Origin of the sequence: Sulfuricaulis sp. (assembly GCF_024653915.1) — a bacterium.
In the GTDB taxonomy this organism is placed as follows: domain Bacteria; phylum Pseudomonadota; class Gammaproteobacteria; order Acidiferrobacterales; family Sulfurifustaceae; genus Sulfuricaulis.
Genome location: NZ_JANLGY010000028.1, coordinates 40443 through 64876, shown reverse-complemented (window position 1 = coordinate 64876; position 24434 = coordinate 40443). Strand labels below are relative to the sequence as shown.

21 protein-coding genes are annotated in these 24434 nt (G+C 58.2%); 15 read left to right on the top strand and 6 right to left on the bottom strand.

Features of this window, described 5'->3' with window-relative positions; translation table 11 throughout:
* The first annotated feature begins 12 nt into the window (after positions 1-12).
* The 7 genes from NUV55_RS13435 (at position 13) to NUV55_RS13405 (ending at position 7920) form a co-directional block, all read left to right on the top strand.
* Entirely contained in the window at positions 13-1137 is a 1125-nt protein-coding gene (locus NUV55_RS13435; protein ID WP_296673794.1) for an NAD(P)/FAD-dependent oxidoreductase, read from the top strand.
* Positions 1138-1156: 19 nt separating this feature from the next.
* Positions 1157-2293 carry a radical SAM protein gene (locus NUV55_RS13430; RefSeq protein ID WP_296673792.1) on the top strand — a complete coding sequence of 379 codons (1137 nt, stop codon included), beginning with the start codon at positions 1157-1159 and terminating at the stop codon, positions 2291-2293.
* A 342-nt stretch (positions 2294-2635) separates the two neighbouring features.
* Entirely contained in the window at positions 2636-3892 is a 1257-nt protein-coding gene (locus NUV55_RS13425) for an OmpP1/FadL family transporter (RefSeq protein WP_296673790.1), read from the top strand.
* Between the two features lie 122 nt (positions 3893-4014).
* Complete coding sequence (locus NUV55_RS13420) at positions 4015-4941, top strand: hypothetical protein (RefSeq protein ID WP_296673788.1); 927 nt, start codon at positions 4015-4017, stop codon at positions 4939-4941.
* A gap of 295 nt (positions 4942-5236) precedes the next feature.
* The gene (locus tag NUV55_RS13415; protein WP_296673786.1) at positions 5237-6397 is read left to right on the top strand and encodes a type IV pilus twitching motility protein PilT; all 1161 of its coding nucleotides are present in this window, start codon (positions 5237-5239) and stop codon (positions 6395-6397) included.
* Between the two features lie 221 nt (positions 6398-6618).
* Positions 6619-7524, top strand: coding sequence for a selenium metabolism-associated LysR family transcriptional regulator (locus NUV55_RS13410; protein ID WP_296673784.1), 906 nt, complete (start codon positions 6619-6621; stop codon positions 7522-7524).
* A 15-nt stretch (positions 7525-7539) separates the two neighbouring features.
* Complete coding sequence (locus tag NUV55_RS13405; protein WP_296673783.1) at positions 7540-7920, top strand: hypothetical protein; 381 nt, start codon at positions 7540-7542, stop codon at positions 7918-7920.
* Positions 7921-7939: 19 nt separating this feature from the next.
* Here the strand turns inward: NUV55_RS13405 and NUV55_RS13400 are convergent, their stop codons facing one another.
* The 4 genes from NUV55_RS13400 to amrS form a co-directional block, all read right to left on the bottom strand.
* Entirely contained in the window at positions 7940-9340 is a 1401-nt protein-coding gene (locus NUV55_RS13400; protein WP_296673781.1) for a PhoH family protein, read from the bottom strand.
* Positions 9337-9828 carry a peroxiredoxin gene (locus NUV55_RS13395; protein ID WP_296673780.1) on the bottom strand — a complete coding sequence of 164 codons (492 nt, stop codon included), beginning with the start codon at positions 9826-9828 and terminating at the stop codon, positions 9337-9339. The genes NUV55_RS13400 and NUV55_RS13395 overlap by 4 nt, the downstream gene beginning before the upstream one ends.
* Positions 9829-9928: 100 nt before the next feature.
* Positions 9929-11359, bottom strand: coding sequence for an RtcB family protein (locus tag NUV55_RS13390; RefSeq protein WP_296673778.1), 1431 nt, complete (start codon positions 11357-11359; stop codon positions 9929-9931).
* Positions 11360-11525: 166 nt separating this feature from the next.
* Positions 11526-12629 carry an AmmeMemoRadiSam system radical SAM enzyme gene (amrS, locus tag NUV55_RS13385; protein WP_296673776.1) on the bottom strand — a complete coding sequence of 368 codons (1104 nt, stop codon included), beginning with the start codon at positions 12627-12629 and terminating at the stop codon, positions 11526-11528.
* Positions 12630-12889: 260 nt separating this feature from the next.
* Here amrS and amrB point away from each other — a divergent pair, with 260 nt between their 5' ends.
* The 3 genes from amrB to NUV55_RS13370 all read left to right on the top strand — a co-directional run bounded on the left by amrB (position 12890) and on the right by NUV55_RS13370 (position 15092).
* Positions 12890-13675, top strand: coding sequence for an AmmeMemoRadiSam system protein B (gene amrB, locus NUV55_RS13380; RefSeq protein WP_296673774.1), 786 nt, complete (start codon positions 12890-12892; stop codon positions 13673-13675).
* Positions 13653-14237 (top strand): AmmeMemoRadiSam system protein A, encoded by a 585-nt coding sequence (gene amrA, locus NUV55_RS13375; protein ID WP_296673772.1) that lies wholly within the window; start codon positions 13653-13655, stop codon positions 14235-14237. The genes amrB and amrA overlap by 23 nt, the downstream gene beginning before the upstream one ends.
* A gap of 246 nt (positions 14238-14483) precedes the next feature.
* A complete protein-coding gene (locus NUV55_RS13370; protein WP_296673770.1) occupies positions 14484-15092 on the top strand; it encodes a DUF2934 domain-containing protein in 609 nt (202 codons plus the stop codon).
* A gap of 140 nt (positions 15093-15232) precedes the next feature.
* Here NUV55_RS13370 and NUV55_RS13365 read toward each other — a convergent pair whose 3' ends face one another.
* Entirely contained in the window at positions 15233-15739 is a 507-nt protein-coding gene (locus NUV55_RS13365; RefSeq protein ID WP_296673769.1) for a BCAM0308 family protein, read from the bottom strand.
* Positions 15740-15829: 90 nt separating this feature from the next.
* Between NUV55_RS13365 and NUV55_RS13360 the strand changes: the two genes are divergently transcribed.
* Positions 15830-16051, top strand: a complete 222-nt coding sequence (locus tag NUV55_RS13360; RefSeq protein ID WP_296673767.1) for a hypothetical protein — start codon at positions 15830-15832, stop codon at positions 16049-16051.
* Positions 16052-16151: 100 nt separating this feature from the next.
* On the opposite strand, the gene NUV55_RS13355 is transcribed toward NUV55_RS13360, so the two are convergent.
* A complete protein-coding gene (locus tag NUV55_RS13355; protein ID WP_296673766.1) occupies positions 16152-17237 on the bottom strand; it encodes a DUF4931 domain-containing protein in 1086 nt (361 codons plus the stop codon).
* A gap of 156 nt (positions 17238-17393) precedes the next feature.
* On the opposite strand from NUV55_RS13355, the gene dapA reads away from it, so the two are divergent.
* The 4 genes from dapA to purL all read left to right on the top strand — a co-directional run bounded on the left by dapA (position 17394) and on the right by purL (position 24358).
* Positions 17394-18272, top strand: coding sequence for a 4-hydroxy-tetrahydrodipicolinate synthase (gene dapA / locus NUV55_RS13350; RefSeq protein ID WP_296673764.1), 879 nt, complete (start codon positions 17394-17396; stop codon positions 18270-18272).
* A 31-nt stretch (positions 18273-18303) separates the two neighbouring features.
* Positions 18304-19419: an outer membrane protein assembly factor BamC gene (bamC, locus tag NUV55_RS13345; protein ID WP_296673763.1), complete on the top strand. Its 1116-nt coding sequence runs from the start codon at positions 18304-18306 to the stop codon at positions 19417-19419.
* A 53-nt stretch (positions 19420-19472) separates the two neighbouring features.
* Positions 19473-20252 carry an MBL fold metallo-hydrolase gene (locus tag NUV55_RS13340; protein ID WP_296673761.1) on the top strand — a complete coding sequence of 260 codons (780 nt, stop codon included), beginning with the start codon at positions 19473-19475 and terminating at the stop codon, positions 20250-20252.
* A gap of 137 nt (positions 20253-20389) precedes the next feature.
* Positions 20390-24358: a phosphoribosylformylglycinamidine synthase gene (gene purL, locus NUV55_RS13335; RefSeq protein ID WP_296673760.1), complete on the top strand. Its 3969-nt coding sequence runs from the start codon at positions 20390-20392 to the stop codon at positions 24356-24358.
* Positions 24359-24434: the final 76 nt, after the last annotated feature.

The following is a 24434-nucleotide window of genomic DNA, read 5'->3' as shown; positions in this document are numbered from 1 at the left end:
CAGAGAAAAATCATGAATGTAAACCGGAAAATCTCTGCGATCTCTGCGCCCTCTGTGGTGAAAACTCATATTTCAGAGATTAAGACAGTAGATGTGCTGGTGGTGGGAGCCGGGCCGGGCGGTTCGGCGGCGGCATGGCGTGCCGCGAAAGCGGGATATCGGGTACTCGTGGTCGAAAGGAAGAAACGCATCGGCGAGCCGGTGCAATGTGCGGAGTTCATACCCGGCCCCATGGTGGATTACGCCCGTGATGACGGCGTTCTGTCGCAGCACATCGAGGGCATGAAAACCTATCTTCCTTCAGGAACCGTGGCGCCATCGCCCTTCCCGGGCCTGATGGTGGATCGTGCCGCCTTTGACCGCGCCCTGGCCGCGCGTGCCGCGGCGGCAGGTGCAGATATTATGATTGATACCGGGTTAGTAGCCTTGGATGCTACGCGGCGAATTGCGCGCGTCCGCCATGACGATCGCAGCAGCGAAATTCACTATCAGCTTCTGATGGCGGCAGATGGCCCTCATTCCCCGGTCGCGCGCCTGCTGGGATTGCCGCCCCTGTCCGTGATCCAGACGCGCCAATATACCGTCCCGCTGAAAGCAGCCTATGCCGATACCGATATCTGGTTATCCGATGAATTTCCCGGCGGCTATGGCTGGTTGTTCCCGAAAGGAGGGTTGGCCAACCTGGGGCTTGGCATTGATCGCCAGTTAAAACCGGACCTGAAAACACCGCTGGAACATCTCCATGGGGAACTCGTCCGGCAGGGGCGGGTGGGGCCGGAAGTTATGCAGCGCACTGGCGGTGCCATTCCCGTAGGCGGCTTGCGTGAGCGCCTTGTATACAAGCACACCCTTTTCATCGGAGACGCTGGGGGATTCACACACCCCATCACCGGCGCCGGCATCGCCGCCGCGGTGCAGTCGGGTGAACGCGCCGGGCTGGCCGCGGTGGAGTATATAGATGGCAATGTCCGCGCGCTGGAAAGCTATGCCGAAGACATGCGCGAACAATACGGACCCACGTTGGCCCGCGCCGTGGAGCGGCGTGCGGAGCTCGCGCGCCACTGGCGCAGCGCGCAGGCCAACGACGACCCCGTCCAGCGTCGTGGCTGGATTGCCTTTCGTGAATATTTTGCTTGATGAATATCAAGGAGACAGCATGAGCGCCGCCACCGATATCGATTCGATACCTGTCACGTTTTATCGTCCGAATTACCATATCAAGACGCCGGCAATGCGTTCGCCGGAATACGTGCAGTTGTCCACCGCTGCGGCCATCACCCTGGGCTTGATCGATGGTCAGATGCATCGTACGGCCTGCACGCATTGTCTTAATCTGCTGGTAACGTATCCGGAAGGTTGCCGCGCCAATTGCGCCTACTGCGGTCTGGCGCGTCACCGGGAGGAGACGCGTGACTATGCCGACCGCAATTTCATCCGCGTCGACTGGCCGGCAGTGCATTACGACGAAGTGATCGCGCGTGTCAAAAAGAGCGAGGACAAGGACCAGTTCGAGCGCATGTGTATCTCCATGATCAGCCACCCCGACTCTAATGACGATACTTTTATCCTGTTGGAAAAATGGGTGCGAGAGGTACCGCAAATCCCGGTTTCGATTCTCTCCAACCCCACGACGCTGGATTACGACGACCTCGTGCGCATGCATGATCTGGGCGCCGATATTTTCACGGTAGCGCTGGATGCGGTAACGCCTGAAATCTTTGACCGTACCCGCGGGAAGGGCGTGGACAGTCCGCACAAGTGGGAGAAATACTGGCGCACGCTCGAATGGGCTGCCGAAATCTATGGGCCGGAGAATTTTGGTGCACACCTTATATGCGGCATGGGCGAAACTGAACAGGAGATACTTGAGGTGGCGCAGCGGATTTGTGACATGGGTGGGCACAATCACATGTTCGCGTTCTTCCCCGAGCGCGGTTCGCTGATGGAGGACTGGGAACCGGTGCCGCGGGATCAGTGGCGGCGGGTGCAACTGGCGCGATACCTTATGGATTACGCCGGGGGTCACTTCAGCCGGATGCAGTTCGACGCCTCGGGCAAGTTGTCTGATTACGGGTTTGATAAGGAAGCCCTGGAAGCGATCATGCAATCCGGGAAACCGTTTCAGACTTCCGGTTGCCCCGGTCGCCAGGACGATGTTTCGGCCTGCAACCGTCCTTATGGCGATTCCATGCCGGCGGATATCCGCTCATTTCCCTTCGCCCTGAATGCCGCCGACATTGAAAAGGTGCAGCGACAAATGCGGGGGGAGGACATTTCTACTTATGAGGAATGAAAGGTCGCAGTAATCCGCGCAGGCATCGTTTTCTGCCCTGCCAGACCATTAGAAAAAGCTAATATTCAAGGGCTTATCTGTATTTCCTACCAATAACATTAGGTATTTGACATTTCTCCGGCGTCATCTTTACTTCCAGCATAAGTGCAAGTGTTGCAACTCAGAGACGTTTGTTGCGGTACACACAACGGCTTATGCCGACGTAACCAACGGGGTTTTAAATTCTGAATCATGCAAACGCCGGAGCGGGTTTAGCCGCAAGGCAATTCCGGTTTCACGCATCAGGTTTTTGTATTTAATTTCGGGGGCATGAGGCTCCTTAACTTTGCGGAGGAAGATGACATGTCGGGCATGAAACGAAATGTGGTTCTGGCTTTGGCAGTAGCGGCGGCGGTGGCAGCACCCGCGGCATTTGCTACGAACGGTTACTTTGCCCATGGATACGGCGTCAAGGCCTTTGGTATGGCGGGTGCCGGTGTGGCATATCCGCAGGACTCACTGGCCGCTGCGACCAATCCTGCAGGTATGGTTATGGTTGGCGCTCGCAAAGATGTTGGTGTGCAGTTATTCAATCCCTCGCCGAGAAGCCAGGAATCTGTGGGTGGATCATTGTCTACGGGAAAGAATGAGAGCGACGGTGATTTCTTTTTCGTGCCGGAAGGTGGTTTTAATACCATGCTTGACGCCAACACCAGTATCGGCGTGTCGGTATACGGCAACGGTGGTATGAACACCGAATACAAAACGAATACCTTTTTAGGACTGGGCGCAGGTACCTCACCGCTAGGTGTGGATCTGGCACAACTCATCATTGCCCCAACCTGGTCAACGAAGCTGAATAAGGATAATGCCTTTGGTGCTTCACTGCTGCTGGGTTACCAGCGCTTCAAGGCTACCGGCCTTGAAGCTTTCGGTGGCAACTCAACTGACAGTACAAAGCTGACCAACAATGGTTATGATAGTGCGACGGGTACGGGTGTTCGTATCGGCTGGACGGGCAACGTAAGCCCCACCGTGACCTTGGGTGCAACATATGCGTCCAAGATCGCCATGAGTAAGTTTGACAAATATAAAGGTCTTTTCGCAGAGCAGGGTGATTTCGACATCCCGGCAAATTATGCGGTGGGTATGGCCATTAAGATGAATCCCAAAATGAATGTCGCCCTTGATGTGCAAAAAATCGAATATGGTTCTGTTAAGTCGATCGCCAACCCACTAGACGCAGCGCCTTCTGGCGCAACTACTCTTGGCAATGATGGAGGAGCGGGTTTTGGCTGGAAAGATCAGACCGTCGTCAAGCTCGGGTTTGATTACAAGTACAGTAATGAATGGATGTTGAGGGCCGGCTGGAATCATGGAAGCAGCCCAATTCCAGACTCTCAACTGCTGTTTAACATCATCGCGCCTGCCGTGGTTGAGGATCATCTGACCTTGGGCGCAACGATGCACACAGGGAAGAGCAGCGAGGTCAACTTTGCTTATATGCATGCCTTTGAGGGCAAACAGACAGGTCCAGTGTTAGCTGCGTTTGGTGGCGGTACGTCCGAACTTAAAATGTCTCAGAACGCATTTTCAATGAGCTGGGGATGGGGTTTTTAATCCCAATCCGAGGCGTACAGGCACAACCTGTATGCGGATTTATTGAAAAAGCATGATGTAACCTAAGCTTAAAGGGCTGGAAGCAATTCCAGCCCTTTTGTTTGAATTCGGAGGTGAGAACCATGTGGATCCGTGTTACAAGCAGATTTCTCGTGCTGATTAGCGCTTTCCTGTGTCTGTCGTCGCAGGCGGCAGCCGAGGCGCTCAAACCCTTTATATTGGGCGATGCGCTTCCCGGCGATGTGAAGCAGGTGGCAGATGCGGTGAAATTGAAGGTGACCGCAGCGGGATTTGAGATCGTCGGCAGCTATTCGCCATTTGCCGGCGCCACCGTGATTTGCGTCACCAACAATGAATTGAAAACAGCTGCCGCCAAGGCCTTCAACGGCGGATTTGGCGCCGCTCAACGCGTATCGGTGACCGACGTCAAGGGAAAAATCCAGGTGTCGTACGTTAATCCGGCCTATATCGGGACGGCCTATGGTTTGGGCAAGCTTGAAACTGTCTCTGCCAAAATGAAAGCGGCACTCGGCGTCGTAAAGTCGTTCGGCTCGGAGAACGGCATCGAAGAAGAAAGGCTGGGACCGGGCCAGTACCGGTATGCCATGTTCATGCCGTACTTCAAGGATGTAGATTTTTTTATGGAACATCCGGATTACAAAACCGCGGTGGATAGCGTGGAAAAAAATCTGGCCGCAGGTCTTGGCGGCACCAAGAAAGTCTACCGGATTGATCTGCCGGGAAAGCAGATCAGCGTGTTTGGCGTGTCGATTCCCAAGGGTGACGGTATTGACAAGGGCAACAAGGACACTGACAAGGAAATTATTGATATCGTCGACTATCAGGACCTGAAGCACACGGCCTATCTGCCGTATGAATTGATGGTGGATGGTGGCCGTGTGATCGCGTTACGGGCACGTTATCGCATCGCACTGAATTTCCCCGATACAAAAATGGCCGGCTCGAATGGCTTCACCAAGATCATGACGGCGCCGTGGGGGATACAGGTGGCCCTCGAAGCGGTCGCGGGATTCAAGCGCGATATGTAGTTGTCTCTCCGGGCTTCCTGGCTGAATCTGCCAGGAGGCGAGTCGGCGCAGTGAATAAACAGACACGCCCTGGCGTGTCTGTTTTTTTATAAGGACCCATAACAAAATGAACTCGAACCACGGGGGAACACGGGGAAGGGCAAGAGCTGCAAAAGAAAGGGCCTTCCTGTGTTTCGGGTACTTTTCTCTTCCCATGTGCCCCGTGGTTTAAGGCTTGGGTTTTTAACGATGGTTTGGTCGCGTAAACGACAGGATGATCTAAACTAGACACAGAAGACATCCATTTAAGGTAGTTATGTCCGAATCCACCAATCCAAATATCGGCTCCAATCCGGCGGAGGTTGATCGAGCAACCGCTTCGATCAGCAGCACGACCGATCCGCTGAAGCTGCTCAGCCAGGTGCTGGCGCATGCGGTGCGTGTCAATGCCTCGGATATTCATTTACGTACGCGCAATCATCCGATCCTGCGGGTGGACGGCAACCTGCGCGCCCTGCGCGAGATTCCGCCGCTGCCGCCTGATTTCATGGATCGGTTATCGCGCACCATGATGTCGGCGCGTTTATTGGCCATATTCGAGAAAGCTCACCAGGTGGACCTTTCCATCGGTTTCAAGGACATCGGCCGCGTACGCGCCAACATTTTTTATCAACGCGGTTCGATCGGCATGGTGTTGCGCGTCATCAGTACCAGCATCCCTACGCCCGAGGAATTGTTCCTGCCTGAAATCGTGTTGGCGTTCACGAAAATGGAGCGCGGCCTGGTGTTGCTCACGGGCTCCACCGGTTCCGGCAAATCCACGACACTGGCCTCGCTCATCAACAGCATTAATCTTTCGCGCAGCGAACACATCATCACCATCGAGGACCCGGTCGAATTCCTGTTTTCCGAAAAACGCTCGATCATCACCCAGCGCGAAGTCGGCATCGACACCAACACCTTCGCCGAGGCCATGCGCGCCGCCCTGCGCGAAGACCCGGATGTGATTCTGCTGGGTGAGATGCGCGATCCGGAAACCATTGAAACAGCCATGACGGCGGCGGAAACCGGTCATCTTGTATTCTCGACGGTGCACTCGCCGGGAGCGGCCGATACGATTTCGCGCATCGTCACCAGCTTTTCACCGGAGGCACAGGTCGGTATCCGTGCCAAGCTTGCCCAGAACCTGCGCGGTGTCGTGAGCCAGCGGCTGCTGCCGCGCAAGAACAACCAGGGGCGTATCGTGGCCTGCGAGGTCATGACGGTCTCGGCGCTCGCACGCGAATACATTCTCGATCCGCTCAAAATCAAGGAATTGGGCGATCTCGTCCGCAAGGGAACTCAGGCCGAAGGCATGTTGGATTTCGACAGCTCGTTGCTCAGTCTGGTAAAGCAGGGCCACATCGATGAAGAGACTGCCTTGTTCTACGCGACCAGTCCGACCGATCTCAAACTTAAACTGGAAGGATACGCCTAACAGCACCAATAAAACCTTGGAACCACGGGGAGCACGGGGATGACCAAAAGGATCAAGGAATAAGACCGGGTCTATTTGTTTTTCCCCGTGTCCCCCGTGGTTTAGGATCCTTGGTTTTCATTTTAATACAAACTCTGAGTCGGCTTTGAGTTAAGCGCGCTGTCCTGCATAATTCGCATTCCTAGTTTCTAACGGCCTATCAGGGCGAACGAGATAATCCGATGGCGGATCGCAGACTGCAGGTTTTTCACACCGTGGCGCGGCTGCTGAGCTTCACCAAGGCGGCGGAGACGTTGCACATGACGCAGCCGGCCGTAACGTTTCAGATCCGGCAGTTGGAGGAGTATTTCAACACGCGCTTGTTCGACCGTACCCACAATCGCATCAGTCTTACGGCCGCGGGTGAACGCGTCTTCGAATACGCAGAACGCATCGTCGCGCTCTATTCGGAGATGGATATCCGGGTGCGCGAGCTGACGGGCGACGTCAGCGGTATTCTGATCATTGGCGCCAGCACGACCATCGCGGAATACACGCTCCCGAGCCTGCTCGGCGAATTCAAGGAAAAACATCCAGGGATCAATATTCGCCTCAAGGTGTCGAATTCCGTGGGGATTGTTCACATGGTCGAGGACAATTCCGTGGACGTGGGCATTGTCGAGTCGCCGATTGCTAACAAGAATCTCGTGGTGGAGGTCTGTTGGCACGACAAGCTCGTGTTCATCTGCCCTCCGCAGCACCCCCTGACCAAAAAATTGAAAATCACGGCGGAAGACCTGTTGGGACTGCCGTTTGTTTGCCGCGAGGAGGGATCGGGTACGCGCGACTTCATCAACGAATACCTCGCGAAGAACAACATGGAGATGAACGACCTTAACATCAATCTTGAGGTCGGCAACCCCGAGGCGGTCAAGAGCGCGGTCGAAGCGGGCCTGGGTGTTTCCATCGTTTCGCAGGCGACGGTGGTGAAGGAACTGAAGTTGGGCACGCTGGCGGTGCGCCCACTCGAGCCGCAGCTCGAGCGGCCTTTTTCCCTCGTCTTTCAGCGGCAGAAATTCCGTTTGCGCGCGATGGACGAATTCATGGACTTTGCGCATGAACATTGCGAAAAGCGCTCCGCGCAATAACCTCCGTCGATTCGCATGACAGACGGAACTGAAAAGCGCCTGACGGAGATACTGAAAAGTCTTCCCGCCGCGCAGGCCGGAGCACTGCTGGAATTCGCCGAATTTCTGCTTATACGTCATGGCGTCGACGGGCTCGAGCCGGTTAAAAATATCGCTGCCGTGGAAATCCCGAAACCACTCGATATTCCCCGTCCCGCCGGGGAAACCGTGGTCAAGGCCGTCAAACGCCTGCGCGTAACTTACCCGATGCTGGACGCCCGGAAACTGCTCAACCAGACTTCAGAGCTGATGACGCAGCATCTTGTGCAGGGGAGGGAGGCGGTCCAAGTGATCGAGGAGATGGAAATTCTGTTTCGATTGAGCTACGAAAAGCTGACCGTGAAGAATGAAGATTGATTTTCTCTTGCCGCCTTAATCAGAGAATTTCCGATGCGTAATCCGCCAGGCGCGAGCGCTCGCCGCGCTGCAGTGTGATGTGCCCGCTGTGTTCCCACTGCTTGAAGCGATCCACCACGTAAGTCAGACCCGAGGTGGTTTCGGTGAGATAAGGCGTGTCGATCTGGGCGATGTTGCCAAGGCAGACGATTTTGCTGCCGGGGCCGGCGCGGGTAACAAGGGTTTTGATCTGATGCGGGCTCAGGTTTTGCGCCTCGTCGATGATCAGAAATTTCTTCAGGAACGTACGTCCGCGCATGAAGTTGAGCGACTTGATGCGAATGCGGTGGCGCAGCAGGTCGTGCGTGGCGGCACGCGCCCAAGCGCCGTGTTCCTGTGTGGCGGTTTCCTGCAGTACGTCCAGGTTGTCCTCGAGCGCTCCCATCCACGGCCCCATCTTTTCCTCTTCGGTGCCGGGCAGGAAACCGATGTCCTCGCCGACCGGCACCGTCATGCGCGTCATGATGATTTCCGTGTAGCGCTTGGATTCCAGCGTTTGCATTAAGGCGGCGGCTAACGTGAGCAGTGTCTTGCCGGTGCCGGCCTGACCGAGCAGACTGACGAAATCGACCTCCGGGTCCATGAGCAGGTTGAAGGCAAAATTCTGCTCGCGGTTGCGGGCACTGATGCCCCAGACTTTATTGCGATCCGCGGCAAAATCCTTGACGACTTCGATGATGGCGGAATCGTTTTCAATACGCCGCACCACGGCTTCGAAGCTTTTATCGGTGTTTGTACCGTTAATGTACAAAAACTGGTTGGGGAGCCAGGTGCGAGCCTTGGGTCCGCGCAGGCGGTAGAACGTGCGGCCTTCCTCTTTCCAGGACTCCATGTTCTTGCTGTGTTTTTCCCAGAAATCAGCAGCCAGTTTTTCCGCTCCGGAAAACAGCAGATTCGTATCATCCAGCACCTGATCGTTGGTGTAGTCCTCGGCGAGCATGCCGAGCGCGCGCGCCTTGAGACGCAGGTTAATATCCTTCGAGACCAGAATAGTTTGTCGGTCCGGATGGCTTTTGCCCAGGTCGAGCGTGATGGCGAGCAGGGCATTGTCCGCGCTGCGGCCGGAAAGACCGAACGGCAGGGGGCTGCGCGGCTCTTCCATGTGAAAGAAGAGATGCCCGGTCTCGAAGTCCTTGGAAACCGAAGGCAGCTTGATGCCGTGGCTGATATCGCCATTGGCTTTTTCCACCAGCTCGTCCAGCAGGCGACTGACCTGGCGCACGTTGCGGGCGACTTCGGACATGCCAACCTTGATATTGTCGAGCTCTTCCAGCACCACGATGGGAATGACCACATCGTGTTCCTTGAAACGCAGAATTGAGGCCGGATCGTGGACAAGGACGTTGGTGTCGACGACGAAGATTTTTCTTTTGGTGGTCATTGACGCTTTGATAACGGGGGTTGCAGTTTCCTGATTTCCTCAATGACTTCGTCGACGTGCCCTTTTACCTTGACGCTGCGGAATTCCTTTTGCAGTACGCCGTCCTTGTCGAGGATGAAAGTGCTGCGATCCACGCCCATGTATTTTTTCCCGTAAAGACTTTTTTCGCGGATGACGTCGAACAAGCGGCAGAGTTTCTCGCCCTCATCGGAAATGAGTTCGAAGGGGAATTTGAACTTGGCCTTGAATTTTTCGTGCGAGGCGAGACTGTCGCGCGACACGCCGTAAATCTCGGCCTTGAGTTTCTTGAACTGGCTGTGCCGGTCGCGGAAATCCTGGCCTTCCAGGGTGCAGCCGGGGGTGTCGTCCTTGGGGTAGAAATACAGCACCGCGTATTTGCCCTTGAGATCGTGCAGGCGGAGGGCTTTGCCGCCGGTGGTCTGCAATTCCGCGTCGGGAACGGGCTTCCCTGCCACTGCTTTTTTCATGGTGTTTTCCAGGTCCTATCGATGAATTGTATAGGCGGCCGAGTCGGGATGACAGAGAAACAACAGTGCCGGTGCCCATGAGAATTAAATGTTTTTTCGGCTAACCCTTTATGCAGACGAGCGGTTCCAGCCACGCAACCCTGCGCGCCAGACCCGCGGCATCGGCAGCGTCCACGACGGCGGACACATCCTTGTAAGCACCCGGCGCCTCCTCGGCCACGCCACGCCCGGAAGGGCTGCGTATCAGGATGCCGCGCGCGGCGAGATCATCGATGACCTGCCGGCCCTTCCAGGTTTTGTGCGCCTGGTGCCGGCTCATGGCGCGACCCGCACCGTGGCAGGCGGAGCTGAATGACAACGCCTCACTTTTCGCGGTACCGGTGAGAATATAGGAGCCGGTGCCCATCGATCCGCCAATCAGCACTGGCTGGCCGACGGCGCGAAGCCGTCCGGGAATGTCGGTATGACCGGGACCGAAGGCGCGCGTGGCGCCCTTGCGGTGCACATGGAGTTTGCGCCGCTTGCCATCCACGACATGTTCTTCCACCTTGCAGGTGTTGTGCGAGACATCGTAAAGCAGTGACAGACGCGCTTTCGGGATAACCTGCGCGAAGGCGTCGCGTACCAGATGGGTCAGTATCTGGCGGTTGGCGAGCGCGCAATTGATGGCGGCGCGCATGGCCCCAAGGTAATTTTCACCCAGCGGGGAATGGATCGGCGCGCAGGCGAGTTCGCGGTCGGGTAGTTTAATGCCGTAGTGCGAAGCCGCTGTCACCATCTCCTTCAGGAATTCGGTACCGATTTGGTGTCCGAGGCCGCGCGATCCGCAGTGTATGCTGACGACGACGTCGTTTTCATGAATGCCAAAAACATTTGCCGCGTTCGTGTCGAAGACCTTTGCGACTTTCTGCACTTCAAGATAGTGATTGCCGCTGCCGAGCGTCCCCATTTCGTCGCGCTGGCGCTTCTTGGCCTGTTCCGACACGCAGTCCGTACGCGCGCCGCGCATCTGGCCATGTTCCTCGATATGTTCCAGATCATTCGCGTCACCATAGCCCTGTTCCACCGCCCAGGCCGCGCCGCCTGACAGCATCGCATCCATTTCAGATGGATTGAGCCGGATGGCGCCGGTGCTGCCCAGGCCCGCCGGAATATCCCTATATAAGGTATCGGCCAGTGTTTTCTGGACCGCCATGACATCTTCGGTGTTGAGTCCGGTATGCAGGCAGCGCACGCCACAGGAAATATCGAATCCGACGCCGCCTGCGGATACCACGCCGCCATCATCGGGATCGAAGGCAGCCACGCCACCGATGGGAAAGCCATAGCCCCAATGCGCGTCGGGCATGGCGTAGGCGGCCTTGACGATGCCGGGCAGGGTGGCGATGTTGCACAGCTGCTCATAGACCTTGTGGTCCATGGTGCGGATCAGAGCTTCGTCGGCGTAAATCACCGCCGGCACACGCATGGTGCCGTGCGGGGCGATCTCCCATTCGTAATCGGTGTGACGGCTGAAAAGCGTGATATCCATGTCAGTATTTGCTGCTAAAAATGGAAGGTTTCGTGAGGAAAATGTACCCGGCGCTTGTTGCCCACGATGACACCACGAGTTAGATCGGAAGACTTATTTTATAGAAATTCGACGACAGGCACTCCGATTAATGGCGGGGAATGACACAGGGAGCGCTGACGACCGGTTACGCAGCGAAGTTGGCGAGACGTACCGGCAGGCGCCGCGCCCCCCAGTTGCCGGGTTGAGCCTCGAATACGCCGGCGCAGGGCGTACCGCAGGACTGGCATTTGCCTTCGGCGTCGAGATGCCACGCCGTCATGTTGTACCAGTCGCGCCCGATGATCTTGTCACCGCAGTGATGGCAATAAGTCGAATCGCCTTCTTCATTGTGCACGTTGCCGGTGTAGGCATAGCGCACGCCGTTCTTCATGGCGATCTGGCGCGCCTTGATGAGCGTCGCCACCGGTGTTGCCGGGATGTCGCGCATTTTCCAGTCCGGATGAAACGCGGTGAAATGCATCGGCACATCCGGACCAAGATTTTCTACCACCCATCGTGTCATTTCCTCAATTTCTTTTTCGGAATCGTTCATGCCCGGAATCAGCAGCGTCGTAAGCTCGAACCAGACTTTGGTTTCGTGCTTCAGGAACTTGAGCGTGTCGAGGACGGGTTGCAGATGCGAGCCCGTCACCTTCCAGTAGAAATCCTCGGTAAAGGCTTTCAAATCCACGTTGGCGGCGTCCATATATTGATAAAACTCGCGTCGTGGCTCGTCGCACATGTAACCTGCCGTCACCGCCACCGACTTGATGCCGACCGCGCGACAGGCCTTGGCGACGTCAATGGCGTATTCCAGGAATATCACCGGGTCGTTGTAGGTGTAGGCCACGCTGCGGCATTCAAGCTTCTCTGCCGCCTGCGCGATGGCTTCGGGCGAGGCCTGATCCATCAGGGTGTCGAGCTCGCGCGACTTGCTGATGTCCCAGTTCTGGCAGAATTTGCAGGCAAGATTGCAGCCAGCGGTGCCGAATGACAGGATCGGCGTTCCGGGAAGAAAATGGTTAAGCGGCTTTTTTTCAATGGGATCGACGCAATAACCGCTGGAGCGGCCATAGGTCGTCAGGACTATCTGATTATTATGGTTACCGCGCACGAAACACAGCCCGCGCTGACCCTCATGCAGCTTGCAATAACGCGGACAAACATCGCACTGGACGCGCCCGTCGTCGAGCTTGTGCCAGTAACGGGTCGGGACCACCGACGCTGAATCGAGAATTTCCGTTTCCATAAATAGTAAATGCGGCTTGGGGAGGGCCAAATCAACATTCATACTACGCCTGCGCGGTTTTACTTGAAAATACCGCCGGGTGGGCACATTGTAGTAACAGGATTATTGCGGCGGGCGCCGCAATAATCGGAAATTCATAATAATTTTTGCTATTGACCCGGCATAACCATGTCCATATCGTGAGGATGGTCGGTAAGCCCTGTCATGGCCTGCCTTCGTTTGGAAATGATCGTGCCGGGTCAATAGCTGCAGGAAGTGTCATGGTGAACGTGCGAAACCCGGCGGTGGCCGGCCTGTTTTATCCCGCTGACCCGCGCGAATTACACGCGCTGGTGACGGGTTATCTCGCGGCGGGGTCTGCGAGCGGCGCTGTGCCGAAGGCCATTATCGCGCCCCATGCAGGCTATATTTACTCCGGCCCTATCGCGGCCTCGGCCTATGCGCGTCTCCAGCCGGCGCGCGGGCGCATCACGCGCGTCGTATTGCTCGGGCCCGCGCATCGGGTCGGCTTCCAGGGGTTGGCGCTTTCCGCCGCGGATTGCTTCCAGACTCCGCTGGGGCGCGTTACCGTGGACCAGGAGGCGGTCAAAAAAATCTCCCGTCTCCCACAGGTACATATAATAGACGCCGCTCACGCGCAGGAACACAGCCTGGAAGTGCATCTGCCGTTTCTTCAGGAAGTGCTGGGGGAATTCAGTCTGGTGCCACTGGTGGTCGGCGATGCCGGGCCTGTCGAAGTGGCCGAAGTGCTCGATCTCCTGTGGGGCGGGCCGGAGACGCTGATCGTCATCAGTTCGGATCTCAGCCACTACCACGACTATAACACCGCGCAGCAGCTGGATCGCGCGACCTCGCAGGCGATAGAGCAATTACGCCCGGAGGATATCCAGTACGATCATGCCTGCGGGCGAAACCCGGTAAACGGATTGTTGCACGTGGCGCGCCGGCGCGGCCTCAAGGCGACAACAATTGATCTGCGCAATTCCGGCGATACCGCCGGTTCGAAAGATCAAGTGGTGGGTTATGGTGCTTACGTCTTCGAATAACCCGGCCGCGGCACTGACGCCGCCGCTCACGCAGCAGCTGCTGGAATCAGCGCGCGAATCCATTAGAAAAGGCCTATGTGGCGAATCCCTGGCGGTCAAAGCCACTGATTACCCGGAAGCGCTGCGCCAGAAGCGTGCCACGTTCGTTACCCTGCACGTGGAGGGCAAGTTGCACGGCTGCGTAGGCACGCTCGAGGCGCGCAAGCCGCTGGTGGAAGATGTGGTCAGCAATGCCTGGAGTGCGGCGTTTCATGATTCGCGTTTTCCCGCCCTCACCTGGCCCGAGTTTGAGCAGCTGGAAATTCACATTTCGATATTGAGCCCGCCGGAACCGATGACGTTTTCTTCGGAAGCCGATCTGCTCGCGCAACTGCGTCCGCATGTGGATGGTTTGATAATCGAGGACGGCCATCACCGCGGTACCTTCCTGCCCTCGGTGTGGGAGCAGCTGCCTTCGCCGCGCGATTTCCTGCGACAGCTCAAGCTCAAGGCCGGTCTGAATCAGGATTACTGGTCGAAGAATATCCATGTTCATCGTTATACCGCTGAATCGGTTCCCTGAATCGGCCACTTATTCGCCAAATCGATCAGGCATTAATGAAATTGATGGTTCATTCCGGTTTTCGCGCATGGAAGGGAATATGATGGAATCCATCAGAGGATATGGCAGATACGGATTTGGATTAACTGATCCTTGATAAGGAGGTGTGCCATGGCCAACTCAGGACTTTCCAGAAAGAACCCCGGCAAAACGGCCGGCGTAGTTCCTCTTAGAAGTCATCAGATTTCCTCCGAAGAGCGCCAGCAAATGATCGCGGAATCCGCGTACTTCCGCGCCATGCAACGCGGATTCAACGGCGGCAATTCGCTCGATGATTGGCTGGTAGCTGAAAGGGAAGTCAGTCGCCTGCTACCCTCGCCACAGCAGCAGAAGCAAGAGCGCGCGGCTTACGACAAGCTGCGCGAGGGGGTGACGAAAGTTCTCGCCGAAGCGCGTGACACGGTGAACGCCGAGACGCTGAAGCAGGCCTTCGAACGCGCAACCACGGAGCTCAAAAAGACCGGAGAATATACCGCGGAGACGGTCAGCAAAATCACCGCCACGCTGCGCAAGGACATGACCAGCGCGGCGATGAAGATGGGTCCGAAGTGGGAAGCCTTTTCAGAAAAATCATCCGATCTTTTCGAAGTGTGGCGTGACCGCGGCAGCGTATTTCTCGGGCGTGCTGCCGATGCCGTGGCTGACTGGTTGCGCCAGGCGGGAACCAAGCTGGAACAGCAGGTTTATCAGGCAGGCGAAATGGTCCACAGCGGGACATTTGAATGCATCGGTTGTGGCGAGCGTGTCGTGTTGCGTACACCGGCGCACCTTCCTCCCTGCGCAAAATGTCACAAGGTGGAATTCCGGCGCATGTAGCCTGACTTGATGTCGCGGACTGGGTGTGACTAGTAGGTGGTCAGCCCCAGTTGCTCCAGCAGATCGCCTGCCGTTTCCTTCGCTTCGACCAGGTTTTTGGCAGTCAGGTTCATCGCGGTTCCTCGTTAGCGCGTAGCGTGTCAGCGTTCCCACGCGACGTGCAGGATGTTGGCTTCGTCCGTGTACTGGTAGCAGAGCTCGCCCTTGTAGGCGTCGTGCACGGCATCGCCGATGACGCGCGCCATGCCCATCGTGGTCGTCGTGATCAGGATGTCGTCACCCTGCTTATCGATGGACATAATGCGCCGCAGCGGATGTTCCTTCTTCTCCCGCGCCTCGTTATTTTTCGCGAGACGCAGGATTTCGTCCCGGTGCTGTTTCTGGAACGGGCCGCTCAGCGTGAGGTAACCGCCGGGGTATTTGTCATGGGTTCGATGGCATGCTGGACACAGGGTTTCGTGCGCGCCTTTCGGTTTCTTCAGCCACTGCCAGCGTCCCTTGTGGTACACCGCGCCGCATTCGCTGCAAACGGTGGGCTCGCGCAGTTTGCCCCTGGTCTTGTAGGTGTCGTGTTCGAATCCCTTGATGAACCTGTCGCGACGCAGGCGGCGGGGACTGATGCTGACTTTTCGGGCTGCGGTTCCCATGGCGGCATCCCTCATGTCATTGTTGATGTGTTACCGTAACCATGCTCCAGGTCATAGGCGACTGCTTTGATACAGGTCAAAGCTGACGTCATGATGAAACAGAAAACAGGAGACAACGGCATGAAGCAGCGGGAATCACAACGACGTCTGGCCGAGGCGGTGCGCAAGGCCTGCGGCAAAGTGGCGCAGGAGGCCTACGAAAGCGCCGGCATCAGCGGCCTGTGCGAGGAAGGGCGCTGGGAATGCGCCGTGTCGGCGATCCAGTCGCTCGACCTGGAGGCCGTGATCAACGCCGTGCAAGATAATAAATAGACAGGATTTACAGGATTAAAACAGGATTAACAGGATTCAATCTTTAAATTCAATAATTCTTAATCCTGTAAATCCTGAAAAATCCTGTGAAATTTTTTTGTTAATCCAATACCACCGCCCGCAGTTTTTCCGCCGCCGTTTCTGGCGCCACCGTGTTGACGAACAATCCCGAGCCCAGCTCGAAACCGCTGGGGATGCTGGTACGCGGTGTGATTTCCAGATGCCAGTGATAACTCGCGGCGCAATCATCGCTGTTTTTGTCATGGGGCAGTGAGTGCAGGAAGTAGTTGTACTGCGCGCCGCCGAGCACGGCATCAAGACGCGCCATGGTGCGACGCATCACGCGCGCGAGATCGTTGAGATCGTCTTTTGATATGCGCATGAAATCGCTCTGGTGTGCCAGCGGCAGGATATGCACTTCCCACTCGTAGCGGCTGGCGAAGGGTTTGATGGCGATGAATTTCCCCACGCGCTCGATGACATACTGGCCAACGTTGATCTTGCGCCGTATCTCGCCGGATTCGCGGTCGTAGATGGTGGCCTCGAAAGTGAGTGCCTCGTCGATCAGGGAACAAAAAATACAATGGTGATTTTTTTGATAGAATGCGCGGCTGTTCGAAACCTCCGCCTGCACGTTGTCAGGGATGACCGGCGTGGCGATCACCTGGCTGTGGGTATGCGCGATCGAGGCGCCAGCGGCGGGGCCGAAATTCTTGAACACCAGCACATAGCGCAGCCGTGAATTGGATCGGTAAAGCTGCTCCATGCGCTCGCGGTAGACGCCGAACAGCAGTGCCAGATGCGGTTCGCTCATCTCGTGAATGGCGATGCCGTGCTGGTGGTGGTCGATCATAACCTCGTGCCGGCCGTAGCCGTCGATGGTTTGTTGCAATCCGAACGTGAGGTTGGGGTTGCTGCGGTCATCGCCCAGCACCGGATAGAGATTCTCGACGATGCGTATCTCCCAGTTCTTTTCTGCCGGGTAGGCGGCAATCACCGGTGGCGTCATGTGTTCGTTGCCGGTGCAGAACGGGCAGGTTTCGACATGACCACGGGTGTCGCGTGGCGCGGGAGCCTCGGCTTTTTTCGGGCGCATGCCACGCGCGGTCGCCACCAGCACTGATTCGCTTGGCACGATCGGGTTGATGCGGATTTCGCGGACGGGTTTCGGAGCGGAATCTGTCATGGGCCGGCAGCATAAAACAGGCGCGATGAAGGCGCCACGACAATGCGCTGATTGGGCCATAAAACCAGACGCAAACGGAGTTGGTAACGGCTTGTCATCGTCGGAGGGCGCAAGTACCATGCGCCTTTCCCCGATATATTTTCAGGTCTGCGCTTTATGTTTCACGGCAGCATGGTGGCCCTGGTGACGCCCATGAACGAGGACGGGTCGCTGGACCTGCCCGCGTTGCGCCGCCTTGTCGATTTCCACATCGAGAACGGTACCGACGCTATCGTCGCGGTCGGCACCACCGGCGAGTCGCCGACGCTCGACATGGACGAGCACTGCGAAGTGATCCGCGTGACGGTGGAGCACGCCAAAGGGAGGGTGCCGGTGATCGCCGGTACCGGCGCGAATTCCACCACCGAGGCGATCGAACTCACCCGCTGCGCCGAAAAGCACGGCGCGGATGCCTGCCTGCTGGTCACGCCTTATTACAACAAGCCGACCCAGGAAGGTTTGTATCTCCACCACAAGGCCATCGCCGAAGCCGTGCCGGTGCCGCAGATACTATATAATGTGCCCGGTCGAACGGCCGTCGACATGTTGCCGGAAACCGTGGAACGCCTGGCCGCCATACCTAATATAGTGGGCATCAAGGAAGCCACCGGCAATCTCGATCGCGCGCGTGACATCCTGCGCCGCTGCGGCGACAAGATTGACCTTTATTCCGGGGATGACGCCACTGCGTTTGACTGCATCCTGCTCGGCGCCAAGGGCGATATTTCGGTCACGGCCAATGTCGCGCCCAAGCTCATGCACGAGATGTGCAAGCTCGGGCTCGAACGCCAGGAAAAGGACGCGCGCGCCATCAACGAACGCCTTATGGGCCTGCACAAGAACCTTTTCATTGAGGCCAATCCAATACCGGTGAAATGGGCGATGAAGGAAATGGGGCTGATCAAGGGCGGCATCCGCCTGCCATTGACGCCGCTGGCGCAAAAACATCACGAGACCGTGCGCCAGGCCATGCGTGCCGCGGGTGTTATTCACTGACCCAATGATTTTATTTACCTGCCGAGGATCCATGACGAAACAATTCGCCAGACTTCTGCTTTGCCTGCTGGCGGCCGTGTCCGTCGGCGCATGCCAGACCATCGCTGACAAACGCAAGATCGACTATAAATCCACGCGCACCCTGCCACCGCTCGATATTCCCCCCGATTTGGCGACGCCCGAGGGCGTCAAGGGGCCGGAACAAGGCGGTACCGGCCCGGCAACCTTATCGGGATTCGTCAGTGGCGAGGCGCAGAAGAAAGCGCCCGGCAGCAGTGACGTGCTTCCGGCCTACGATGGCATCCGGATTGAGCGCGCCGGTCAGATTCGCTGGCTGGTGGTCAAGTTGCCGGCAGAACAGCTCTGGCCGAGAGTGCGAGAATTCGCTCTCGATCGGGGCCTTATTATTGACAAGGAAAATCCGCAAACCGGCGTCCTTGAAACCGACTGGGCCGAAAACCGCGCGAATGTTGGCTCGGGTCTGCAGAAGTTACTGTCGAAATCACTCGGCACGCTGTACTCCACCGGATTGCGCGACAAATACCGCATCCGCCTTGAACGCGGCACCGTGTCCGGCACCACGGAAATCTACCTGAGCCATCGCGGCATGGAGGAAGTTATTGTTGGCAGCAGCCCGGATGGCGTGGGCGAGACGAGATGGCAGTCGCGGCCCTCGGACCCGGACTTGGAAGCAGAAATGCTGCGGCTGATGATGGCGAGTCTGGGCGTGAAAGAGGAAGTGGCCAAGAGCATGATCGCCGCCACCGCAGAAACACCCGCGCCCGAACGCGCCAAGCTTAATCGCGAAAAAGACGGTATCTCTCTCACCCTGCAGGAGGATTTTGAGCGCGCGTGGCGGCGCGTGGGGTTGGTGCTCGACCGGACCAGCTTCACGGTGGAAGATCGCGATCGTTCCAAGGGTGTTTATTATGTGCGCTATATCGACCCGGACACGGCCCAGAAGAAAAAGGGCTGGTTTCGGAGCCTGTTCAGCAAGAAGGAAGCCGACCCGACGAACGATTACCAAATCGTTCTCAAGGGAAATAATGCTTCCACCCGGGTGGACGTGCTGACCAAGGAAGGTGCGCCGGAGCAGCCCAAGTCCAGTGAGCGCATCCTGACGCTGCTTTTTGACCAACTGAAATAGGCGGGTTACGACTGCAGAAAACAGGCAAACGGGCACGGGCTGACGAAGCCGGATTGCGCTTTGCGATTCTCGGCAGCGGCAGCCGCGGCAACGCCGCGCTGATCGAGTGCGGCCGCACTGCGCTCCTGCTCGACTGTGGATTTTCCGCGCGCGAAACCAGTGCGCGCCTGGCGCGGCATAACCGGCATCAGAGCCGGCTCTCCGCGATTCTGATTACTCATGAACATGGCGATCATTGTCGCGGCGCCGCCAGTTGCGCGCGCCAGTTTGGCGTGCCGATGTGGATGACGGCCGGGACCTGGTCCGCCCTCAAGGACAAGTTCGATGAGGACGCGGATATCCATCTGATTAATCCGCACGAGCGTTTTGCCATCGGCGATATCGAAGTACAGCCGTTTCCGGTGCCGCACGATGCGCGCGAACCCTGCCAGTTCACTTTCTCCAACGGCGACACGCGCATGGGATTTCTCACCGACATCGGTTCCATCACCACCCATGTCGTGGACATGCTGAGCGACTGCGATGCGCTCGTGCTGGAATGCAATCATGACGTGCGCATGCTGCGCGACGGGCCCTATCCACCGTCGCTCAAGGCGCGCGTGGGCGGCGATCATGGCCACCTCGATAATGCCACGGCGGCGAAGCTGTTGTCGCAGGTCATGTCGCCGCGCCTGCGCTACGTGGCGGCGGCACATCTCTCCGAGACCAACAACACGCCCGTGCTGGCGCAGGTGGCGCTGGCGCGCGCCATGGACTGTGAACCGGAATGGATCGACGTCGCCGAACAGGATGAAGGGCTGGCGTTTCACCATATCGCCGAAGCCTGGGTCTAATGATCTTCTAATAAAATGAAATTCCACCGCAAAGGCGCGAAGGACGCAAAGAAGAACTCAGTGGGGCAACAACAATTATCTGTTCCTTTGCGCTCTTTGCGTCTTTGCGGTGAACTGATCTGTTTTAGAGTAACGGTATGACGAACGGAAAACCTGAAGCCTCGAAGGGGCCTTCCCCGAAAGCCCCGACGCTGTTGTCTTTGCCGGGCGCATCGGCCTTGTCGCCGTTCCGGCGCGACCGGTTGCTGAAAGAAATGCAGGCGCGCGTGCCGGGACTTGCCGATGTGACGGCGCACTACTGGCATTTCGCCGCACTCGAGAGTGAGCTGGATGCGCGTGGACGCGGGCTGCTGGAGCGCCTGTTGACCTACGGCCCCGCGGCCAATGCCGATCATGCGAACCCCTTTGCAGCACCTCTATTGGTTATCCCGCGCCTCGGCACGATTTCGCCGTGGTCCACCAAGGCCACCGATATCGCGCATTGCTGCGGATTGAAACAGATCCGGCGCGTTGAGCGCGGCGTGGCGTGGCAATTCATCAAGAGTGACGGCAGTGTGCTGGAAGCCGCTGAACGCGAAACGCTCATGCCGTTGATTCACGACCGCATGGTGGAAAACGTTTTGCCGGGGCTGACGCAGGCCGCGGAACTTTTCCGCCAGGACGCGCCGGTACAGCTGCGCGTAGTGGACCTGGTCGCGGGCGGGCGCGAGGCGTTGGTAACGGCGAATCGCGACTGGGGCCTGGCGCTGTCGGAGGACGAGATAGATTACCTGGTCAAGAATTTCAAACGTATCGGACGCAATCCCACCGACGTCGAGCTCATGATGTTCGCGCAGGCCAACTCCGAGCATTGCCGGCACAAAATCTTCAACGCCGACTGGATCATCGACGGCCAGCCCCAAACCGATTCGCTGTTCGGCATGATCCGCAAGACCCACGCCGCCAATCCCAAGGGCACGCTCAGCGCCTACGAGGACAACGCCGCGGTCATCGAAGGCGGGCGCATCGGGCGTTTCTTTCCCGAGCCGGGCACCGGCGTTTACACCTATCACGAGGATGACACCCACATCCTCATGAAGGTCGAGACCCACAACCATCCGACCGCGATCTCGCCGTTTCCGGGCGCGGCTACTGGTTCCGGCGGCGAGATACGCGATGAAGGCGCGACCGGCAGCGGCGCCAAGCCCAAGGCCGGGATTACCGGATTCTCCGTGTCGAACCTGCGCATTCCGGGTGCTACGCAGCCGTGGGAGCAGGATTACGGCAAGCCCGGCCGCATTGTGAGCGCGCTTTCGATCATGCTCGAAGGGCCGGTCGGCGGCGCTTCCTTTAATAATGAATTCGGCCGCCCCAACATCGGCGGTTATTTCCGCAGCTTCGAGATGGAAGTGGACGGCGAGGTGCGCGGTTACCACAAGCCCATCATGCTTGCCGGCGGCCTCGGCAACATCCGCGCGCAACATGTGCACAAGCGCGGGATTCCGGCCGGTGCCAAGATCATCGTCATCGGCGGGCCGGCCATGCTTATCGGTCTCGGCGGCGGCGCGGCTTCGAGCATGGCCACCGGCACCAGCCACGAAGAACTCGATTTCGCCTCGGTGCAGCGCTCCAACGCCGAGATGCAACGCCGTTGCCAGGAAGTCATCGACCAGTGCTGGGCGCTGGGCGAGGATAACCCGATCCTTTCCATTCACGACGTCGGTGCCGGCGGCCTGTCGAATGCGCTGCCAGAACTGGTGAACGGCGCCGGGCGTGGCGGAAGATTCGATCTGCGCGCGGTGCCGAACGACCAGCCCGGCATGTCGCCCATGGAAATCTGGTGTAACGAGGCGCAGGAGCGCTACGTGCTGGCGGTGGAAGAAAAGGAATTTGAAACCTTCAGTGCCTTGTGCGAGCGCGAGCGTTGTCCCTATGCCGTGGTTGGCCAAGCAACGAAGGAACAGCATCTGGTGCTGGAAGACAGCCAGTTTGCCGCGCAGGGCGAACGACAGGGCAAGCCAATCGATATGGATCTCGCGGTGCTGTTCGGCAAGCCGCCGAAAATGCAGCGCGATGTGAAACATAAAAAGAGCAAACTCGAACGCTTCAAGACCAGGGGCATCGATATCAAGGATGCGGTTAACCGCGTGCTGCACTTGCCGACCGTGGCCAACAAGACCTTCCTCATCAGCATCGGTGACCGCACCGTGTCAGGCCTGGTGTGCCGCGACCAGATGGTGGGGCCGTGGCAGGTGCCGGTGGCGGATGTCGCCGTCACTGCCAGCGGTTACGACGGCTACACCGGCGAGGCCATGGCCATCGGTGAACGCACGCCGCTGGCGCTGATCAATGCCGCTGCCAGCGGGCGCATGGCCATCGGCGAGGCGCTGACGAATCTCGCGGCCGCGCGCATCCAGAAACTCCCGGACGTGAAACTCTCCGCCAACTGGATGGCCGCCGCCGGCCACCCGGGCGAGGACGCCGCGCTGTACGACACGGTGCGCACGGTGGCGCTGGAAATGTGTCCGGCGCTCGGCATTTCCATCCCGGTCGGCAAGGATTCGATGTCGATGAAAACCGTGTGGCAGGACGCCGAAGGCAAAGAGCGTGCGGTGACCGCGCCGCTGTCGCTGATCGTCACGGCCTTCGCGCCGGTGATGGACGTGCGCAAGACGCTGACGCCACAGCTGCGCACTGACAAGGGCGAGACCGATTTGATTCTGGTGGACCTCGGCAAGGGCGCCAACCGCCTCGGTGGTTCGGCACTGGCGCAGGTGTACGGGCAGCTCGGCGATGAAGCCCCGGACGTGGACGACCCGCGCGTGCCGCGCCTGTTCTTCCACGTGGTGCAGGCGCTGAACGAACTCGGCTTTGCCTATGCTTATCACGACCGCTCCGACGGCGGCCTGCTCGCCACCATCTGCGAGATGGCCTTCGCCGGGCGCACCGGCGTGCGCATTGATCTGTCGGACCTCGGCAGCGATCCGGTTGCCGCGCTGTTCAACGAGGAGCTGGGCGCGGTGCTGCAAGTGCCGCGTTCGCGCCGCGAGGGCATCATCGGCGCGCTCAAGAAGGCCGGCCTTGCGCGCCATACCCACATCATCGGCACCCTGACCTCCGACGAAATCATCAGCTTCAACCACGATAACAAAGAGATTTTCTACGACTCGCGCGTGAATCTGCAGCGCGCCTGGTCCGAGACCACGTACCGAATGCAGGCCCTGCGCGACAATCCGCAATGCGCGCAGGAGGAATACGACCGCATTCTGGACATGGCCGATCCGGGCCTGAGCGCCAGGCTCACTTTCGATCCGGAGGAAAAAATCGCCGCGCCTTACATCGGTCGTGGGGTCAAGCCGCGCATCGCCATCCTGCGCGAGCAGGGCGTTAACGGCCAGGTGGAAATGGCGGCGGCCTTCGACCGCGCCGGATTTGCTGCCGTCGATGTAACCATGAGTGACATTATCGAAGGCCGTCTTGCGCTTAAGGACTTCAAGGGTTTCGCCGCCTGTGGCGGGTTCTCCTTCGGCGATGTACTCGGTGCCGGCGAGGGCTGGGCGAAATCGATTCTTTTCAATTCACGCGCGCGCGACGAGTTCGCGGCGTTTTTCACGCGCAAAGATACGTTCGCGCTCGGCATCTGCAACGGCTGCCAGATGATGTCGAACCTGCACGAGATCATCCCCGGCGCCGAGCGCTGGCCGCATTTTGTGCGCAATGCCTCGGAGCAATTCGAGGCGCGCGTGGCCATGGTGCAGATCCCGCAGAATCCCTCGATCCTGCTCCAGGGCATGCAGGGCTCGATGATGCCGATCGCAGTAGCGCACGGCGAGGGCCTTGCCGAGTTCCGTGACCCCGCGCATGTCGAGCAGATCATTCTCGACAAGCAAGTGGCGCTGTGTTTCGTGGACAACCACGGCGATCTCACCCAGACCTATCCGTGCAACCCCAACGGCTCGCCGCACGGCATCTGCGGCCTGACCACGCCGGACGGGCGCTTCACCATCCTGATGCCGCACCCCGAACGCGTGTTCCGCGCCGTCGCCAACTCCTGGCGCCCGGATGAATGGGGTGAGGATGGGGCGTGGATGAGGATGTTCAGAAATGCACGAGTTTGGGTCGGATAGACCGCCATAGCCAATTTCATCTTTTCCCTGCTATCCTTTAAATTGCTTCGGGAGCGGGTAAGACCTTGTGAGCCCA

What these genes read in the sequence shown, in the direction of transcription:
- amrB (WP_296673774.1), top strand. Translation starts at nt 12,890, where the DNA reads ATGGTGAACGTGCGAAACCCGGCGGTGGCCGGCCTGTTTTATCCCGCT.
- NUV55_RS13400 (WP_296673781.1), bottom strand. Translation starts at nt 9,340, where the DNA reads ATGACCACCAAAAGAAAAATCTTCGTCGTCGACACCAACGTCCTTGTC.
- NUV55_RS13365 (WP_296673769.1), bottom strand. Translation starts at nt 15,739, where the DNA reads ATGGGAACCGCAGCCCGAAAAGTCAGCATCAGTCCCCGCCGCCTGCGT.
- bamC (WP_296673763.1), top strand. Translation starts at nt 18,304, where the DNA reads ATGACGAAACAATTCGCCAGACTTCTGCTTTGCCTGCTGGCGGCCGTG.
- purL (WP_296673760.1), top strand. Translation starts at nt 20,390, where the DNA reads ATGACGAACGGAAAACCTGAAGCCTCGAAGGGGCCTTCCCCGAAAGCC.
- NUV55_RS13390 (WP_296673778.1), bottom strand. Translation starts at nt 11,359, where the DNA reads ATGGATATCACGCTTTTCAGCCGTCACACCGATTACGAATGGGAGATC.
- NUV55_RS13425 (WP_296673790.1), top strand. Translation starts at nt 2,636, where the DNA reads ATGTCGGGCATGAAACGAAATGTGGTTCTGGCTTTGGCAGTAGCGGCG.
- NUV55_RS13360 (WP_296673767.1), top strand. Translation starts at nt 15,830, where the DNA reads ATGATGAAACAGAAAACAGGAGACAACGGCATGAAGCAGCGGGAATCA.
- amrS (WP_296673776.1), bottom strand. Translation starts at nt 12,629, where the DNA reads ATGGAAACGGAAATTCTCGATTCAGCGTCGGTGGTCCCGACCCGTTAC.
- NUV55_RS13410 (WP_296673784.1), top strand. Translation starts at nt 6,619, where the DNA reads ATGGCGGATCGCAGACTGCAGGTTTTTCACACCGTGGCGCGGCTGCTG.
- dapA (WP_296673764.1), top strand. Translation starts at nt 17,394, where the DNA reads ATGTTTCACGGCAGCATGGTGGCCCTGGTGACGCCCATGAACGAGGAC.
- NUV55_RS13355 (WP_296673766.1), bottom strand. Translation starts at nt 17,237, where the DNA reads ATGACAGATTCCGCTCCGAAACCCGTCCGCGAAATCCGCATCAACCCG.
- amrA (WP_296673772.1), top strand. Translation starts at nt 13,653, where the DNA reads ATGGTGCTTACGTCTTCGAATAACCCGGCCGCGGCACTGACGCCGCCG.
- NUV55_RS13420 (WP_296673788.1), top strand. Translation starts at nt 4,015, where the DNA reads ATGTGGATCCGTGTTACAAGCAGATTTCTCGTGCTGATTAGCGCTTTC.
- NUV55_RS13370 (WP_296673770.1), top strand. Translation starts at nt 14,484, where the DNA reads ATGATCGCGGAATCCGCGTACTTCCGCGCCATGCAACGCGGATTCAAC.
- NUV55_RS13415 (WP_296673786.1), top strand. Translation starts at nt 5,237, where the DNA reads ATGTCCGAATCCACCAATCCAAATATCGGCTCCAATCCGGCGGAGGTT.
- NUV55_RS13405 (WP_296673783.1), top strand. Translation starts at nt 7,540, where the DNA reads ATGACAGACGGAACTGAAAAGCGCCTGACGGAGATACTGAAAAGTCTT.
- NUV55_RS13435 (WP_296673794.1), top strand. Translation starts at nt 13, where the DNA reads ATGAATGTAAACCGGAAAATCTCTGCGATCTCTGCGCCCTCTGTGGTG.
- NUV55_RS13430 (WP_296673792.1), top strand. Translation starts at nt 1,157, where the DNA reads ATGAGCGCCGCCACCGATATCGATTCGATACCTGTCACGTTTTATCGT.
- NUV55_RS13395 (WP_296673780.1), bottom strand. Translation starts at nt 9,828, where the DNA reads ATGAAAAAAGCAGTGGCAGGGAAGCCCGTTCCCGACGCGGAATTGCAG.